The organism is Nocardia citri (genome assembly GCF_054065835.1).
Map to the genome: position 1 here is coordinate 29573 of NZ_JBSUQM010000033.1, position 15930 is coordinate 45502.

General features: G+C 66.5%; 25 protein-coding genes. 6 read left to right on the top strand and 19 right to left on the bottom strand.

Annotated elements, in window-relative coordinates; genetic code table 11:
* The 5 genes from ACW2Q0_RS28260 (at nucleotide 1) to ACW2Q0_RS28280 (ending at nucleotide 3972) form a co-directional block, all read left to right on the top strand.
* Nucleotides 1-447 carry a hypothetical protein gene (locus tag ACW2Q0_RS28260; protein WP_457193962.1) on the top strand — a complete coding sequence of 149 codons (447 nt, stop codon included), beginning with the start codon at nucleotides 1-3 and terminating at the stop codon, nucleotides 445-447.
* A gap of 11 nt (nucleotides 448-458) precedes the next feature.
* Complete coding sequence (locus tag ACW2Q0_RS28265; RefSeq protein ID WP_457193963.1) at nucleotides 459-1766, top strand: hypothetical protein; 1308 nt, start codon at nucleotides 459-461, stop codon at nucleotides 1764-1766.
* 200 nt (nucleotides 1767-1966) lie between these two features.
* The gene (locus ACW2Q0_RS28270; RefSeq protein WP_457193964.1) at nucleotides 1967-2668 is read left to right on the top strand and encodes a hypothetical protein; all 702 of its coding nucleotides are present in this window, start codon (nucleotides 1967-1969) and stop codon (nucleotides 2666-2668) included.
* Nucleotides 2669-3385, top strand: coding sequence for a hypothetical protein (locus ACW2Q0_RS28275; RefSeq protein WP_457193965.1), 717 nt, complete (start codon nucleotides 2669-2671; stop codon nucleotides 3383-3385). It abuts the gene before it with no gap.
* A complete protein-coding gene (locus tag ACW2Q0_RS28280; RefSeq protein ID WP_457193966.1) occupies nucleotides 3385-3972 on the top strand; it encodes a hypothetical protein in 588 nt (195 codons plus the stop codon). The genes ACW2Q0_RS28275 and ACW2Q0_RS28280 overlap by 1 nt, the downstream gene beginning before the upstream one ends.
* 70 nt (nucleotides 3973-4042) lie before the next feature.
* On the opposite strand, the gene ACW2Q0_RS28285 is transcribed toward ACW2Q0_RS28280, so the two are convergent.
* From ACW2Q0_RS28285 to ACW2Q0_RS28310, 6 genes are all read right to left on the bottom strand, one after another.
* The gene (locus tag ACW2Q0_RS28285) at nucleotides 4043-4387 is read right to left on the bottom strand and encodes a Clp protease N-terminal domain-containing protein (RefSeq protein ID WP_457193967.1); all 345 of its coding nucleotides are present in this window, start codon (nucleotides 4385-4387) and stop codon (nucleotides 4043-4045) included.
* Nucleotides 4388-4400: 13 nt separating this feature from the next.
* Entirely contained in the window at nucleotides 4401-4745 is a 345-nt protein-coding gene (locus tag ACW2Q0_RS28290; RefSeq protein ID WP_457193968.1) for a hypothetical protein, read from the bottom strand.
* Between the two features lie 98 nt (nucleotides 4746-4843).
* Nucleotides 4844-5116, bottom strand: a complete 273-nt coding sequence (locus ACW2Q0_RS28295; protein ID WP_457193969.1) for a hypothetical protein — start codon at nucleotides 5114-5116, stop codon at nucleotides 4844-4846.
* Nucleotides 5117-5235: 119 nt separating this feature from the next.
* Complete coding sequence (locus ACW2Q0_RS28300; protein ID WP_457193970.1) at nucleotides 5236-5412, bottom strand: hypothetical protein; 177 nt, start codon at nucleotides 5410-5412, stop codon at nucleotides 5236-5238.
* Nucleotides 5409-5552 (bottom strand): hypothetical protein, encoded by a 144-nt coding sequence (locus ACW2Q0_RS28305; protein ID WP_457193971.1) that lies wholly within the window; start codon nucleotides 5550-5552, stop codon nucleotides 5409-5411. The genes ACW2Q0_RS28300 and ACW2Q0_RS28305 overlap by 4 nt, the downstream gene beginning before the upstream one ends.
* A complete protein-coding gene (locus tag ACW2Q0_RS28310) occupies nucleotides 5549-5836 on the bottom strand; it encodes a hypothetical protein (RefSeq protein WP_457193972.1) in 288 nt (95 codons plus the stop codon). Before ACW2Q0_RS28310 ends, ACW2Q0_RS28305 begins: the two co-directional genes overlap by 4 nt.
* A 219-nt stretch (nucleotides 5837-6055) precedes the next feature.
* Here ACW2Q0_RS28310 and ACW2Q0_RS28315 point away from each other — a divergent pair, with 219 nt between their 5' ends.
* On the top strand, nucleotides 6056-7405 hold the full coding sequence (locus ACW2Q0_RS28315; protein WP_457193973.1) for a helix-turn-helix domain-containing protein: 1350 nt from the start codon (nucleotides 6056-6058) through the stop codon (nucleotides 7403-7405).
* Here the strand turns inward: ACW2Q0_RS28315 and ACW2Q0_RS28320 are convergent.
* From ACW2Q0_RS28320 to ACW2Q0_RS28380, 13 genes are all read right to left on the bottom strand, one after another.
* Nucleotides 7378-8007, bottom strand: coding sequence for an N-acetyltransferase family protein (locus tag ACW2Q0_RS28320; RefSeq protein WP_457193974.1), 630 nt, complete (start codon nucleotides 8005-8007; stop codon nucleotides 7378-7380). The two genes, ACW2Q0_RS28315 and ACW2Q0_RS28320, sit on opposite strands and share 28 nt — an antisense overlap.
* Before the next feature lie 120 nt (nucleotides 8008-8127).
* Nucleotides 8128-9714, bottom strand: coding sequence for a terminase large subunit domain-containing protein (locus ACW2Q0_RS28325; RefSeq protein WP_457193975.1), 1587 nt, complete (start codon nucleotides 9712-9714; stop codon nucleotides 8128-8130).
* A complete protein-coding gene (locus ACW2Q0_RS28330) occupies nucleotides 9711-10190 on the bottom strand; it encodes a hypothetical protein (RefSeq protein WP_457193976.1) in 480 nt (159 codons plus the stop codon). Before ACW2Q0_RS28330 ends, ACW2Q0_RS28325 begins: the two co-directional genes overlap by 4 nt.
* Before the next feature lie 3 nt (nucleotides 10191-10193).
* On the bottom strand, nucleotides 10194-11399 hold the full coding sequence (locus tag ACW2Q0_RS28335) for a DNA methyltransferase (protein ID WP_457193977.1): 1206 nt from the start codon (nucleotides 11397-11399) through the stop codon (nucleotides 10194-10196).
* Nucleotides 11400-11420: 21 nt separating this feature from the next.
* On the bottom strand, nucleotides 11421-11621 hold the full coding sequence (locus ACW2Q0_RS28340) for a hypothetical protein (protein WP_457193978.1): 201 nt from the start codon (nucleotides 11619-11621) through the stop codon (nucleotides 11421-11423).
* Nucleotides 11618-12130: a hypothetical protein gene (locus ACW2Q0_RS28345; protein ID WP_457193979.1), complete on the bottom strand. Its 513-nt coding sequence runs from the start codon at nucleotides 12128-12130 to the stop codon at nucleotides 11618-11620. The genes ACW2Q0_RS28340 and ACW2Q0_RS28345 overlap by 4 nt, the downstream gene beginning before the upstream one ends.
* Nucleotides 12121-12570 carry a hypothetical protein gene (locus tag ACW2Q0_RS28350; protein ID WP_457193980.1) on the bottom strand — a complete coding sequence of 150 codons (450 nt, stop codon included), beginning with the start codon at nucleotides 12568-12570 and terminating at the stop codon, nucleotides 12121-12123. The genes ACW2Q0_RS28345 and ACW2Q0_RS28350 overlap by 10 nt, the downstream gene beginning before the upstream one ends.
* 226 nt (nucleotides 12571-12796) lie before the next feature.
* Nucleotides 12797-13276: a hypothetical protein gene (locus ACW2Q0_RS28355; protein ID WP_457193981.1), complete on the bottom strand. Its 480-nt coding sequence runs from the start codon at nucleotides 13274-13276 to the stop codon at nucleotides 12797-12799.
* 2 nt (nucleotides 13277-13278) lie between these two features.
* Nucleotides 13279-13977: a hypothetical protein gene (locus ACW2Q0_RS28360; protein WP_457193982.1), complete on the bottom strand. Its 699-nt coding sequence runs from the start codon at nucleotides 13975-13977 to the stop codon at nucleotides 13279-13281.
* Nucleotides 13935-14447, bottom strand: coding sequence for a hypothetical protein (locus ACW2Q0_RS28365; RefSeq protein WP_457193983.1), 513 nt, complete (start codon nucleotides 14445-14447; stop codon nucleotides 13935-13937). The genes ACW2Q0_RS28360 and ACW2Q0_RS28365 overlap by 43 nt, the downstream gene beginning before the upstream one ends.
* A 56-nt stretch (nucleotides 14448-14503) precedes the next feature.
* Nucleotides 14504-15058, bottom strand: a complete 555-nt coding sequence (locus ACW2Q0_RS28370; protein WP_457193984.1) for a hypothetical protein — start codon at nucleotides 15056-15058, stop codon at nucleotides 14504-14506.
* A gap of 217 nt (nucleotides 15059-15275) precedes the next feature.
* Complete coding sequence (locus ACW2Q0_RS28375) at nucleotides 15276-15635, bottom strand: hypothetical protein (protein WP_457193985.1); 360 nt, start codon at nucleotides 15633-15635, stop codon at nucleotides 15276-15278.
* On the bottom strand, nucleotides 15635-15883 hold the full coding sequence (locus ACW2Q0_RS28380) for a hypothetical protein (protein WP_457193986.1): 249 nt from the start codon (nucleotides 15881-15883) through the stop codon (nucleotides 15635-15637). The genes ACW2Q0_RS28375 and ACW2Q0_RS28380 overlap by 1 nt, the downstream gene beginning before the upstream one ends.
* Nucleotides 15884-15930 lie beyond the last annotated feature (47 nt).

Genomic DNA, 15930 nt, shown 5'->3' on the forward strand with positions numbered 1-15930 from the left:
ATGGCAGCAACAGCGAAGTGGTACGGCCTCGGCCAGCGCGCACTCGTGCAGAAAGAGGTCAGCTGGACCGCCGACGCGATCAAATGCATGATCCTCGGGTCCGGCTACACCCCCGACCAGGACACGCACGACTACCTCGACGATGTCGTGGCGAACGAGATCAGCGGCACGAACTACACCGCCGGTGGTGTGCTGCTCGGGTCCTGCACGGTCAGCTACGACAGCGCCACCAACCGGTGCAGGCTCTTCGCCGCGAACGCTGTGTGGTCCAACGTTACGTTCACCAACGGCCGCTACGGGGTCATCTACAACAGCACGCCGTCGACGAATGCGACCCGCCCGCTGCTCGGTTACGTCGACTTCGGCGCGAACCAGAGCCCGAGCGGGATCAACTTCCAGATCACGTGGGACACCACTGACGGCGTGCTGTACCTGGCCGCGTCCTAACCGGCGATCCGGTGGGGATCTACCTGCGCGGCATCTCCGTGAGCCGCATGTACATCGACACCCACCGGGTGCGTCGCGCCTACCTCGGCGAAACCCTGGTGCACCTCGACATTGAAGGCATGATGTTCCCGACGGCCGGGATCGCGCACACGGTGATGCCCGCCCCCGAGATCGTGGCCGCTGTACCTGCGGTCGCAGCGGCAGCTACCGCAGTGATGCCGGTGCCCGGGTTCGGTGGCGCGATCGACACCCCGGCCGCTGCCGTGGACGCGGTGATGCCGCCGCCTGCGGTGGTGATGGTTATCGAGGTGCCCGCCGCAGCGGCTGCGGCATCGGCTGCCGCACCAACGCTCGAATACGCCCAGGGCGTCACTGTTCCGGCGGCCGCGGCGGTCGCAGCGATGCCCGCTCCTGTGCTGTTGATGGAAGTCATGGCACCGGGCGCCGGGCTGGCCACCGGCGCGGCCGATCCGTCGCTGACCAACGATCTGATCCTCCCCGTTCCGGCTGCAGCTGGTGTCGCCGTAATGCCGATGCCCACCGCCGGGTTCGTCGTGACCGCCCCGCCGGCGGTCGCTGCGGCGTCAGCCGCCGCGCCTGCCCTCGCCGCGGTCGCGCTGCCCAGTTCGTCTGCGGCAGTGGCCGTTATGCCGACGCCGGTCGTGTCGCTGATCCTGCCGGTGCCGACCGGCGTGGTGTCCGCTGCGGCCGTGGGCCCGGCGCTGTCGGTTCGGGCGGTACCGCCGTCCGGATCGGTGTCGGCGGCCGCGGCTTCACCGATACTGCTCGCGACGGTGCCCGTTCCCGCTGCTGTCGCGAACTCGGCTGCGGTCGCGCCGGTACCTGCGATGGTGGTGATCGCCCCGGCCGCAGCGACGACAGCGGCAGCGGCGGCACCAACGATCGCCGCGACGAGCTTGTCCGCGATGGGCATGGACAAATCGTCGACAATGTCGATCAGCTCGAGTCAGACCGCGGTGATCTCTGGGTGGTCGGCACGATCCGGGTATCCGTCCACGAACATCGTGTCGGATGCGTTGAAGTCCAACGGTGCCGGGAACGTCACGATCCAATGCAAAGTCACCCTGACCGCGAATTGGTTCAGCAGCACCGCGCTGACGTTGAACCTGCGCAAGAACGGCAGCGTCATCGCGACGACCACGATCCCGTTCGGCGCGCCCTCGGTCACGTTCTCGGCGACAGCGGCGACGCTCGCGCTGAACGACACGATCGATGTGCAGTTCGTGTCGCCGTTCGGTGGGTCGGGCACGATCGCGGCCGGGTCGACCAGCACCTACCTGTATTACGACCTGGCGTAAGGGGGTGATTGTGGTGTGGGATCTGATCCGCGGCGGCCTGGTGCTCCTGGCGCACGCAATTCTGTTCTTCCTCAACTGACCTGAGATCCGGTCGCTCGACCGCGCGCCAAGGATCGGGCGCGGTCGAGCGACTATTCTGCTGATATGTAGTGCTGCTGGCTGCGGGCCGGGCAACAACCCACACCCGGTTGGAGTCCGAGATGGCAACACTGTGCTGGGAAAGCTTCCGCGGCAAGGTCGGCCGCTACACCACCCTCGACGCGTGCGGTGCGCCCGTGGCCGGGACAAAGAACACCCTCGTCACCGATGGCTTCGTGACGACCGAGTACGCGGCCGAATACGAGGACGGCGAAGAGCTGTCGATGAAGAAGGCTGACGGCCGTTTCGCGTTCCCCCCGGAGAAGGACGACGATCAGCTGAAGTGGTTCAACGTGAACATCCAGTTCACCGGCGTGAACCCCGATCTGCTGGGGATGATCCTTCGCCAGCCGCTCGTCATGGACCGCGACGGCGCCGCGGTCGGTATCCGCATCGGTCAGGTCGTTCCGAGCGATTGGGCGCTGGAAACGTGGACCACGATCCCAGGTAAGGCATGCGCGGGTTCGGCCAAGCCGTACGGGTATTTCCTCGCGCCGTGGATGCACGGCGGCCGGTTGGCGTCGTTCACCATCCAGAACGGTGCGGCCGAGTTCAAAATCGAGAACGCGCGTACACAAGCGGGCAGCCTGTGGGGCTCCGGCCCCTACAACGTCGACCTGCACGATGCCGTCGTCGAGACAGATCCGCCCGTGCCGGGCAAGCTGTTGACCCCGATCCTGGCGGATCAGCACCTCGATCTGCACCTGACCTACGTGCCGCCGCCGACCCCGGCGTGCGCTGCGACGGCGCTGGTGCTCACCTAAATGCCCGCGTGCGGGTGGGTGATCGCGGACTGGCCGACCACCGTGTCGGCCAGCACCGCGGATAAGGCGGCGGCCGAGCAGCTGGCGGCACACACGTTGTGGGCGTTGTCGGGGCGCGTGTTCGGAGTCTGCCCGGAGATCGTGTGTCCGGTGGTGGAGCCGCTGCAGCAGTCCACCTATGGCAGTGTTTCGTCGCGGTGGCCGGGTCGCCCGGGGTGCGGGTGCGTGACGGTGTGCACGTGTGTTGTGTCGCGGCGGCGTGTGTATCTGCCGGGCCCGGTGCAATCGGTCACCGAGGTCACCGTGGACGGACAGGTGGTGTCGGGGTCGGCGTATGTGGTGCACAACCGCCGCACATTGGTGCGCACCGATGGCGAGCTGTGGCCGATCAGCACCGGCGATCCGACCGTGTTCGAGGTGACGTACATGCGCGGGCTGCCGGTGCCGGCTGATGCGCTGACGGTGCTGGTCGACCTCGCTGTCGAATATGTGAAGGCGCGCACCGGGAACGGGAAGTGTGCGATACCGGCGCGCGCGCAGCAGATTTCACGCCAGGGTGTCGACATCACGTTGATCGACCCGGCCACCCTGTTCGAGTCCGGGCTGACCGGTGTCGAGTCCGTGGATCGATGGCTCGCCACAGTGAACCCCGGCCAGTTGCGGGCACCATCGGCGGTGTATTCGGTGGATGGTCCGCGCGTAGAGCGGGTGGGCTGATGGTCGACACCGGCGTGTATATGGTGGCGCGGGCTCTGGTCGACCGGCTCGCCGTCGAGCTGGTCGAGACGCGGGCGGGCGCGGCGTGTATCGCGATCGTGCACCCGGGGAATACGGTGCCGTCGTACGGGTGGTGTGGCTGCGACGCGGGTGAGGGGATGGCGTGGTCGCGGGTGGTGTCGGTGGCGCCGACCGAACGGTTCCCGATACCGCTGGCATCCCCGCCGACGCCGGGGCGTACCGCGCAGCTGGTGGCGGTGATCGAACTCGGTGTCGACCGCTGCTATTGGTCGACCGAGGACAATTCGATGCCGGATCCAGCGTTTCTGGATTCGATGGCGCGTGATGTGATCGACGACGCGGCAGCAATGCGGGCCGCGGTCGCCGCGGTCCTCACCGCCGACGATGCCGATCAGGTGATAGTCGGACAGTGGTTGCCGCGTGGCCCACAGGGTGGGATCCACGGCGGGACTTTGACGGTCACGGTGTGCGTGGATACCTGTGGACCGGGCTCGTCGATGCCACCACTCGACGAGGTGATACCGATGATGGACGGTGACCCACGGGCGCAGGCGCCGACGCCGTGACTGCCTCGGTCCGTCTGTCCGACGAACAAAGCGCCCCGCCTCCGTTGATTCGGAAGCGGGGCGTGTTGTTTCAGGACTTGGCCACCGGCTCGTAGTGCTCGGTGATCGTGCCGTCTGGATATTGAGTGACGACGCGACCATCCGGGAAGTGCTCGACCTCGCGCCCATCGAGGAAGCGAGCGCGGTTGCGGACCTCTCGGAAGCTCTCGCTGTCCATCGTTGCCCTCAGCTGCGCGGTGATGCCGTCGAGATCGATCCCCATGCGTTGCAGCTGTCGCGTGGGCACCGTTTCGAGGTCGCCGAGGATAGCGAGAAACAGGTGCTCGACGCCTACGTACCCGTCTCGCTGCCCGAGCTGCTCGGCGGCGGCGATGATCTGATCGACCTCCGGCGTACGGGGAATATCGTTCGCCATGGACCCACCTTCCTTAGGTGCCGAGGACTTCATACCACGTAAAGTACGTCTGCCCCAGCTCGGTTATCTGCATGCATTTCCATTTCCGCCACCCGTTACCGGTCCAGGTCTTGACGCCCGCTCCCTTATTGAGCCGGGAACACGACAGCGTGGGGCTGCCGTCTGGATTCGCCTCGGATTCCGGCCAGTTCGCCGAGTCGCTGCCCTTGCACGCGCTGTTGTCGTTGTTCGGGTCGACGTGCCCGAGCAGACACGGCCCGGCCTGCGCGACCGGCGTGGTGCTGAGCGTCTGCCCGCCGAGTAGTGCGGCGCTGACAGCGACAACCGTGACGGCTGCCCGAATCGCGTTGTATCTCATGGATATCCCTCCATTTATCTACTACTCCCGTACCCCACGGGAGAGATCAGCCCGCCCCGGTCGCGCACGACCGGGGCGGGAGTTGTGACGGGCACGCGTCACAACAGCCAGCCCGGTCGGTTGTCGATCCACACGACAGGCCGGGGGATGGTGCCGTCGCCGATGCACGCCCACAGGGTGGAGGTGGGCAAGTCGTGGTAGCGGGCCTTGATGGCGGCGAGGTCTGCGAATTGCACGATCGGCGGCCGCGGGAACGGGTCGCCGTCGCGGCTCCATGCGTGAACGCACGCCAGCGACCAACCGGGATGGTCACCGACCTGAATATCGGGTGAGGGAACCCAGGTGTGGGTGCTGTGCCGCCAGGCCGACAATTTCGACGCCGATATTCCGGCGATCAGCGCGAATTAGGAGAGGCCGAAGTAGCGGCGGATCCCGGCGTCGCGGGAGTCCGGCCGGTAGGCGGCGGCGGTCGGCATCTGTTTGGCGGGGATCAATGCTCGATCTCGATGTCGACGACGATGTCTGGCTCGATGTCGATGAATGCGGCGGGCAGGGGGCCGGGGTTATCCAATTCACGGCCGCTTAGGTCGACGTAATCGAACTCTTCGATCCAGCCGTCGTCGTCGGGAATACCGGTCGTCCCGTCGCTGAAGATGATCAGGCTCACTGATCGACCTGCCCCGACTCGGCGTCGGTGGGGCGGTCTCTCGGATCGAGTTTCGTCGGCCAGTGGTAGGCCATGAACGGCCAGGACACCCAGATGAGGGCGACGACCAGGACGACCAGGATTGTGGTGCTAGCGCTCATACCCGGCTCCTGGCCAAGAACTCTCGGATTTGGGTAGCACCCGATGGCGGGGTCATAGACGACGGCCCGCCATCGGGGCGTTCTGGGGCCGCCCATTCGGAGAGGGCGACGTGGGCGCGAGCGATTTCGTCGCCTTGCGCTGGGCTGGGGATGAGGCTGCGGGTGGTGTCCCATTCGGTGAGGCCATCGCGGAACGCCGCGATCACCTCGCGCGGCACATCGCAGTTAACCGGTCGGGGCGGGCCCTCGAGCGCGGTCCGGTGCGGCAACTCTTCTGCGGTCAAGGGTTGACCGCCTTGTCTTACCTCGTGCATCCCTGGTCTCCAGCTCGCTCGACAGTGGAGGCCCCGGCGCCAGGGGTGTCGCCACCCTCCGACAGGCGTCACTTAGCGCCGGGCTGAATCGAGCATCGGTCCCAGGTGGTCGTGAATACAGGTACGCAACTGGCAATTTGGTCCTACTCTTTCGGTATTCGACACGCCGAGGTGAGGGGCGGACCAGCTGTGATCGAGAAATGGACCGGTGCCGATGTGAAGGCACTCCGCAACGCGATGCGCCTGAATCAGGCCGAGTTCGCCGCGATATCTAAGCGCGGTGTCCGCACGATCGGCAAGTGGGAACAGGATGGCGTGACAGCGCTTTTGAGCCCGAAATCTGCGGACGTGATGGATACGTTGCTGGACAGCCTGACTCGGGAACAGGCGCACCGATTCCACAAGAGCGAGCCGTCGTCGGCGCTCGCGGTGGTGGTCCCGGCGACAGCGGATCGAACCGGCCTACACTCGCGGTTTGATGACGATTTGCGGATGTGGGTCGAGATGAATCGACGGGAGTTGCTGCAACTGTTCGGCGGTGTCGCGGGCGGGCTGCCTGCCGTCGCTGCGATCCTGGCGGGCTTGGACGCCAACGAACAACGGCGGGTCGGTGAGGTGCTGGTCCGGCCCGAGCGCGTGGACGATGCCAGCATCGCCCATATCGAGGACGCGCTGAATATCGCACTGACACAAAACGATCTGTACGGCCCGCAGGCCGTGCTGCCGATGGTGACCGCGCAGCAAGCCATAGCTCGCGCTCTGTTGGCGCAGGCGCCCGAGCGGTTGAAGCCGCGGCTGCTGACGGTGCATTCGCAGCTAGCGCAGCTTGCCGGGTGGATGCAGTTCGATTTGCGCGCATTCGATCTAGCCAACGCCAGCTACGAGGCGGCCCGCGAGTCCGCGCACGAGGCGGGTAACGACGCGTTGGTCGCACTGGTGTTGTGCAATCTGAGCTACCTGTCGACCTGGCGGGGGTCACCCCGAACCGGTATCGATCACGCAGTGGCAGCACAGGTTTGGGCACGTAGCGTCGATGACGGGCTGTTGCGATCCTATGCAGAGGTCATCGCGGCGTTCGCGTACGCGTCCAGTGGGCGGGCAAACGCATGCCTGACGGCGCTGGACGCGGCCGATGATGCACTCGTGGACGGTCTCGGGGCGGAGTCGAGTGTGGCCTATTTCCATGGGCCTGGACTGTCGTTGTCGTTCCGTAGCGATTGCATGTATCGGATCGGGCGGGCGGCCGACGCGCACCAGGCGGCCGTGTCGAGCCTGGAGCTGATCGGCGAGGGCTACACCCGTAACCGGGCTATGGCGTATGTTGACCTGGCGCACGCTCACATCGAGTCCCGCGAGATCGATGAGGCAGCGCAAGTGATCGGGGAAGCCGCCGGGCTAGCAGCGTCCTGCCGTTCGGATCGGCTGTCGGGGATCATCGCCGGCGCGCGGGCGGAACTTACACCGTGGCAAGACGCGTTGTGTGTCCGCAACCTCGATGAGCTGATGACCGACTACGGGCTGTCCAATTCCTTGACGTAGATGTCGAATTGGGGGGACAACATGCCTGGTGTGTCCTGCCGCCCGATCAAACGCCATCCTCCGATAGCCGCATAGAAAGCGTGAGAGTCGGCGGCCTGCGGTTGGACAGCTAGCGTCGCGCGCTGTTCTGGTCGGCTGTCGAGCAGAGTATCCAGCAGTCTGCGGCCGACACCGTGGCGTCGCACAGATGTGTGGACGGCCAGGTCGATCACGGCGAACGTTCGGCCAGGCCACTCCTGTGTCAGCTCGTCGGGCACGGGTTGTTGGAATCCCTGCCACCATCCGGTGTTGACGGATAGTGCTGTGCCGTACGCGAATCCAATCAAAGCGTCATTGGATTCGGCGAGAGTGATTCCGAAGCCTGGATCGGTGACCATGCGTTTCAGCATGTCGCGATGTCGGGTGGATTCGGTTGGCGGCCAGACGAACGGAGGCGCGGAGAACGCTTCGTCGTAGAGGGTGCAGATGGCATCAAAGTGCTTGTTCGTGTCGTCGGCGGTTCCCAGCCGAATCGACACCGCATCGCTGGCGCTGTCCATCTGAATGACCATAGATGCCAGAGGGTTCGAATACGTGATGTTGCCCAGAGCGCTGCGCTGCAACGCGGTGCGGTCCAGTTAGTTCTGACTCGACGTCTAGGGCGTGCCAGGCAGCTTGGATGGGGTTGCGCTCGGCGGGTGGATTGATCTTTGGGCGGTTGCCGTTCGATCGGTTCCCCGATCTCAGCGTCGGTGTCCGGCGACGCCGCCGGTCGCGCTCACCTGATCCCGGCGCAGCTTCGCCACACTCTGCGTCTGCGCGGCAGCGCCGATCTTGGGCAGCAGGGCAGCCGCCAAGTGCACGCCGGCGTCGAGGTCGCCAGGCGACCACGCTGATCCGGGTTCCCACTGGGTCCACTCCGATTTGAAGTTGAGCAGCGACGCATCCTGCCCGAATCCGCATCGGTCGATCTTGACCGCCTGCGCGATCGGTTCGGCGCGCAACGATTTCGATTGGCGCGAGTGCACTTTCTTGATGTACGGGCACAGTGCCTCGCGCGGGATCTCCCCCGCGTCGTGGAGCGCCTGCCATGCCTGCCGGATCAGGGTCTCGGGCATGTCCCCGCCATAGTTAGCTTCGAACACGATGAAGTCGGCGCCGATCTCGTAGGCGAGTAGGCAGACCTCACGCGCCCACACATCGGAGGCCATGCGGCCGGTACGGGAATGGGTCCACCAGAACTTGCCGTTGGTGTCGAGATGCCCGCCCACGATGCCCGCGGTGTCGCGGCCACCGCCGGACGGGTCGACACCAACACCGATGCGCAGTTTCTCGCCGGGGGTTCCGGTGCGGTCGCGGATCATATCGTCGTCGAGCAGCGCGCCCTCGGCGGTGATCGGGAGCCCGAGGGAGATCGATGCCCAGTCGCGGGCGGTCATGGACTGGTAGAGCCGGTTCCAGTGCTCGAGCTGGGCGGCGATGTCGTGGGCGGGGATGCGGGGGTGGGCAAGCGGTTCGCCGGGTCGCCGACCGAGAGGGTCTGGGTAGATTCCGCGTTCGTGGTCTTCGGCGAGGGCCAGGGCGGGCAGGTGCAGTACTCGCCATTGCCCGCCTTCCTCGGTGCGGCCCTCTCGTTTGAGCAGGCGCCCGGCGAGGTCGTCTTGGTGCCAGCGGTGCATGACGAGCACTTCGCGGGCTTGGGGCGCGCGGCGGGACGCGAATGCGGCTGAGTACCAATCCCATACGCGGTTGCGGATCAGGGGGCTGTCGGCCTGTTCGCGGTCTTTGAATGGGTCGTCGATGATGCCGAGGTCCATGGGGTTGCCGACGAGTCCGGCGCGGACGCCGCGGGCGCGGAGGCCTCCGCCGGTGGTGAGGGTCCAGTCCGCTTTCGTGGCTTCATCGTCGCGCAGGCGTAGCCCGTAGTGGTGGCCGTATGCGGCGATGAGATCGCGGCAGGCTGCGCTGTGTCCCATCGCGAGGTCTTTGGCGTAGGAGGCGAGGATGATGCGGTCGTGGGGGCGAACGGTGAGCCACCAGAACGGGAACCAGCGTGAGACGCGTGTGGACTTGCCGACCTGTGATGGTGTGAAGACCATGAGTTTGCCGTTGGGGGTGTCCCGAAGCAGGGTCAGTTCACGGTCGATCATGTCGAGGTAGTCGCGGCGCGCGGTGAGGTGTGGTTCGTGGAGTTCGGCGAGGTCGCCGGGGGTGTTGCTGGACTCGACGGGGTGCCCGGCGCGGGCGAGTGCTTCGCGTAGCCGGTCGCGTAGATGTTCCTTGTCGCGAGGCGGCAAGTCGCGCCAGGATCCGTCAGCGAGCACGGTCACGGTGACGGGTCTCCTTCGTCAGTCTTGCTTGGCGGTGGCACATCGATCCCGGGAGCCAGGCCAGCGAGCCTATCCAGGAGCTGCTCCACTTCTACGTCCAACTCGGTACGGGTCGCAATCGTGACGTCCGCACGGATGGGCGCGACGAGTCCGAGGAGCTTCATCTGGCGGTCGAGGATTCGCAGACACGTCTCGGCCGCAGCACCGTCACCACGGATCGCCTTGATGTACTGCGGGCGCCACAGCGCATCGAGGCGGGCGAGGGTCAATGTGAGGGCCTGCCCTGCGAGTTCAGCGCGTCGAGCAGCGTGTTCGGCGAGGGCTTTGGTGATGGCGTTGTGCGCGGCACCGCGGCTGGAGTAGCCGAGCTGATCGGCGACCTGCTGATTGGTGGCGCCACCAATCAGCAGCTGCAGTGCGCGTTCCTGTCTTTCAGCCGAGCGAGCGTTGGTGCGGCGGGACCGTGGCGAGTTCAATGGTCACCCCAATAGCTCGGCGGTTTGACCGGACAGCGCTTCCCACCGGTTGACGATCACCTCGCCGTAGCGGGGATCGAGTTCGACGAGTACCGCTCGATGGCCGGTCAGGTATGCGGCGGCGAGGGTGGAACCGCTACCGGCGAACAGGTCGAGCACGATGCCGCCGGGTGGGCAGGAGTTGGTGAGCATCGGTGCGATGAGGTCGACAGGCTTCATCGTGGGGTGTTTGTCGTTGGCGAGTGGCTTGTCTACGTGAAAGACGGTGCTCGCGGTGTTGTCGCCGTGCCAGCGTGGTCCGCCGCGGCCGAGGCGGCCGGACCCGGCTTCGGCGGGGGTGAAGCCGTAGAGGATGGGCTCGTGCTGGTAGTGGTAGTCGCTGCGCCCTATCACGATCTGGTTCTTGACCCAGAGGATGTTCTGGCGAAATGAGATGCCCGCCGAACGGAGCGCGGTCTCGAACAGGACGCGTTCGGCGTCAGCGTGCGCGACGTAGATCGGCGCTCCCGGGCGTGCTACTGCGACGGCGGTGGTGAGGGCGGCGCGAACAAGGTCGGCGAGACCGTCTGTGGTGTCGTTGCGAATGGTGAGGGCCTGCTTGGTCTTGCCGACGTAGTCGACTCCGTACGGCGGGTCGGTCCAGATGCAGTCGGCGAGCTGCCCGGGCATCAGTGCGCGGATAGCGTCGGTGTCGGTGGCGGAGCCGATGAGGAGGCGGTGCGGGCCAAGTGCCCATACCTGACCGGCGACGACGCGGCCGGGTTTGTCGGGAAGCGGCGGGGCATCGTCCGGGTCGGCGTGTAGCTCGGGCGGGTTGCACTGCTGTTCAAGGAATGCGAGGTCGGCGGCGGTGTAGCCGGTGCCGTCGAGCACTTCGAGATCGTTGAGGATCGCGAGCAGCAGCTCCGGGTCGACGCCGGGGCCGAGGTCGGCGAGGCGGTTGTCGGCGACGCAGATTCGGCGGGCGGTGTCGTCGTCGCAGTCGATGACTTCGACGCGGATTGTGGTGTGGCCTTTCGCGCAGGCCGCTTGCCAGACGTGGTGGCCGGCGAGGATTGTGCCGTCGGTTCGAGCGACGATCGCGCGGTACTGACCGAAGGTGTCGAGTGATTGCGCGAGAGCGTCGACGTCGCCGCGGTTGGGGTTCTGCGGGTGTGGATGCAGATCACGGACCGGGATGTCGCGGGTTCCGTGGACGGTGACAGGCATGAAGCCTCCTTGGTTGTACCGCTATGGGTTTCCTCGAATAGCCGTGTTGGACTCGGTGCAGGCGCAGTCGCAGCCCTCAGCGCAGCACGTTGGCCGAGGGTCGCCGGGTTCGGTGACGCCGAAGGCGCTGAAGATGGCGGCCTGCGCCAACTGGAGGGACCACAGCAGTTGCCCGGTGCAGAGCGCCACGAACGCGGGCGATGCGGGTGCCGGTTCGCTCACAGTCCGATCCTCCTGATCATGTCGCGCACCGCGGCGATCGACTTCAACGTGCGGGGCAGCCGGTCGGGATCGGGTTGGTCGCGGGTGGTGATACGGAGATTTCCAGCGTTGTCGACCCACCCGATACGATCACCGGCCGGAAGCATGGGGGTATCCCAGAGTGCTTGTGCGCGTTCGAGTTTGCGCTGGTATTCCTCGGCCCAGCGTTGCGCCTGTGCGTACATTGCGCGGGCCTCGGCCTGGTTGCGGCGGCGTGGTCCTTCGCTGGATGGGGTGAGTCCGTTCGCGGGTGGCCCCATGCACCAGCCGGGTCCGGAGTCCGGGTCGCCGGGCAACCAACGTTGGGGCACCCATGACGTGTAGGCGCTGTCTCCCCACGGCAGCGCGAGCCGGGCCGCTGACTCCCCTAGCAGGAGCGCGAGCGGCACATGATGGGCGCGCGTCCATACGCCGTCAGGGAACCGGAACGTCGGCGGCAGCAACAGTTTCGGCCACGCGGTCACAGCCACCACCCCAGATCGTGGAATACCGATACCTCGCTGGGCAGGAACGGGTTCGCCGCCATCATCATCGCGGGCAGCGTCTCTGGTTTCGGGTCGGCGGCCCATGCACACCACGCGCATCCTTCCCCCTGGCAGACCGCCCACCCGCGTGCTGGCGGTCGCGCGGGGTGCAGCTCGGCGGTCGCGGCGCGAGCAAGCAGCCATGTCTGGTCAGGGGTGAGTGTGGGCAGGACAGCAGCGCGGACCAGCGGCGCGCACGTCGGCGCTGAGTCCTCTACCGGCCAGACTGGTTCCTCGGGTATCGGCCAGAGCGGTTCGGTTTTCGCGAGCTGGATGAGCAGGATCGCCACCGTCGCCAGTTTCGCCGGGCCCCACATGTTCACGCGTTGGAGCGCGGCCAGCTGCTCGCTGATCCGGTCGTAGTCGGCGGCGGTCAACTCCCTCACCGGTGGTTCTCCTTGTCCTCGCAGCGGCAGCCGTCGACCGGTCCCCATGTCGGGCAGCGGGATATCGTGCCCGCGGTGTGCTGGCATGGTTCGTTCCATGCGCCGATCTCGCATCCGCAGGCTTCGCTGTCGTGCATGCGGGGTACGGGCTGGCGGCAGTGCTGGCACACGAGATGCGGGTTCGCGAACGTGATGTAGGTGTGGGTGCGTACGAACACGGCAGGCATCAGTCGTCTCCGGTCATCGACGCGAACACTTCGTTCACCGCGGCCGCCATATCCCGGGCGGCCTGGTGGTCGCGGAGGGCGCGCTCTACCTCGGCCTGCATCCACTCCGCTGGCGGGCGGGGTGGCGAAGGCTCGACCACACGCAACCCCGGAACCCCAGTGGCCGGGATGCGGGTGAACGGGATGTGCTCGGTGGACTGGTCGACCTCGATCACGCCACGCTCGACGGTGTAATCGGTGGCCAGTTCGATGGAGATCCGGTGGACGCGCACGAACGCGCCGTCGATGACAACCCAGTGGACGGCATCGGCCATATGGCGGGCGAGGTGGCGGGCAAGGTGGGGATTGATGTACACGCTGCCCGCGAGGTATGGGCGGGTACCGGCGTACCTGGTTTCGATCGCGGTCTCGGCGGGGTCGAGGTCGATGGCGTACACGATCTCACCGACGGCAGGCAGCGCTGCGTAGAGGCTGATCATGGTCAGTCGCGGGGCGGGTTGATGATGTCGCCGATGTGCGCGCGCACGTACACCTCGGCCTCTTGGACGTCGATCCCGTTGACCAGCTCGAGGCTGTCGGCGGTGGCGGTGAGCGCAGCGATCACGTTCGACAGCTGCAGCTGCTCGACCAGCACGGCGACGAGGCCCGCGATCGGTGGCGACGGCTCGGCGACCGGCGCCGGGGTGGGGCTGGTCTCCTCGGGAGCGTTCGCCTTGTACCGCCGGTAGGCGCTCAGTGCTTCGTCCGGATACAGCTCGTCGGCCAGCTGGTCAGTGAGCGCGGCTGTCGCGCATTCGTCGACGTAGTGCGCGCGGGCGGCGACGCTGATCGGCTCGTAGGTGTCGGCGTACCCGGCCGGTGTCATAGCGAAGAAGTGGCCGGTCGTCACGCGCAGGATCCAATCGCCGATGTCGACGCGGCTCGGCCCGCCGTCGCTGTCGATAGCGAGGAACGACGGGCGTGGTGACTCGTTCGGGCGGCGCATGGGGTGGTCTTGGCCGGGGAATACAAACGTGACTGTGCCGCCGTTCATGACGATCCAGCCGATGACATCACGCGTGTGTTCGATCCTGCCGCACCACTGGACGGCGACGAGCTGGCCGGGATCCTTCGGCCGGACCTGCTGCGCGGTGAGGGTCATTCCGGGACCGGGATCTGCGAGGCCGGTGGTGGTGTCCATGGGGTCCTTTCGATAGCGGGTTCGGGTGGAGCGGTTGGGGTTTGGGGTTGCGGGAGTTCGCGGACCGCGGCGAGCAGCTGCTCGATATCCGCGTCGAGCTGGGTGCGGGTGACCACCGTCGCCTCGACCTTCACCGGCGCGTCCAATCCGTGAAGGCGCGCGAACCGGTCCAGCACCTTCATGCACAGCTCGCCCGCACGCGGGTCGCCGCTGGCTTCGTGGCGTTCCCAGTTGACGCGCCACAGCATTTCGAGTTTCGCGAGGAAGATCGGGCGGGCTTGCTCGGCGAGCTGATCGGTGCGCGCCGCCGACTCCGCCAACGCTGTGCTGATAGCGCGGTAGGCGGTCGACCTGTCGTAGTAGTGCAGCTCGTCGGCGACCTGCTGATAGGTCTTCCCGGACAGGTACAGGGCGAGGGCTTCCTCGCGGCGGGTGGCCAGGGCCGCGGATTTGCGCCGGGTTCTCGGCATGGATCCACCCGCCTCTCGAATGTAGTGACAGTACGACTGTTACCTAGATTATCTGTCTACGCAGGGGCGGCCGGGGCTGGCCATTCGAGCTTGGAGATCGCGAGCTTGTGCCGTTCGAGCACCCGATACGGGACGGGCAGGCCGAGGTGCTGTGCAGCGATCGAGGCGAAGCACAGGGCGTCGGCCTGGTCGTCACCGCGGATCGACACCTCGGGCCACATGTGGCTTATGCCCATCGCGACATCGGCCTTGCCCGCGTTGCCGTTGTCACAGCACCACTTCGCGCGGGTCTTGGGTGGGCACACCGCGACCGGGATGCCGAGGGCGGTGAGGGCGTCGTACAGCTTGCCCCAGTACCACGCCCGGTCGTGTTGGCCTGCGCCGGTGGAAGCGAACGATGGTCCTTCCATGACGGCGAGGCTGGTGGTTCGGGGGATGGGGCGCATCACGTCATTGCGGAGTTTGACGAGGCGGTCGTGACGCTGCTGCCAGGTCGCGCCCTTCTTGCCGGTCGAGGCGATGGTGGTGAGCGTGATGCCGCCGTCCGGGATGGTGATGATGGCGAGTCCGGTGCCGGTGAGGCTGGGGTCGAGGCCGATGACGGTGGTCACGTGGGGTTGTCTCCTTGTGCGTTGGCGTCGGTGAGGCGGCTGGTGTGGGCGGGGAGGTTGGTGAGGGGTAGCCGGTTGCTGGTGTGTGGTTCGGGTCGGGTGCAGGTTTGGCCGGCGGGTTCGCCGCATTCGCGGCAGGGGACGGTTTCGGCTTTGTCGCGGTCGGCGAGGAAGTCGAGGCTTGGGGTTCGGTTGCGCCGGGGTTTGCGCATGGCTGCTACTCGGTCTTGACCAAGTCGGCGTTGACTCCTCCGTCGCACTCGACGTGCCAGTGGTCGGCGTCCCATCGGCCGGGCTCGTCTTCGGCGAACCACGGTGTCGCGCTGTATCTCCAGAACACCTCGCTGCCGTCGTTCAGGATCTCGCCGCAGGATGCGCACCGGATCGGCGTCCAGGTGGCGCAGTCGCAGTAGTTGGGGTTGCGGTCGGTGCAGCCGTTGAAGTCGGTGCCGGTGAGGATGGTGCGTTCGATGTCGCCGCCGTGGCGTGTGGCGCGTTCGAGTGCGGCTTCGGCGGTGAGGGCTCGGCGTCGCCAGTTGTTGCGGGCGTGGCGGATTCGTTCGATGCGTGTGCCCATCAGAGTCCGTTCGCTGCGCCGCGTGCCCGGTCGGTTTCGTGGTCGGGGTCGCTGCCGGGTTCGCGCGGGCCGGGGTTGTCGTCGGCCTGGTCGTCAGGGTCGTCGATCAGTTCGAGTACTTCGGTGAGGGCGAGGTCGTAGCCCTTACGGACCGGGTTCTTGTACTCGTCGCCGTATCGGGTGGAGCTGGTGCGGTGTTTGTCGAGTCGGCGGGCGATTTCGGTGCGGAGTTCGGTGAGGTTGTTCATGGTGGGTTCCTTTGTGCCGCAGGGATTTACGGATGGTGGCGCAGCGG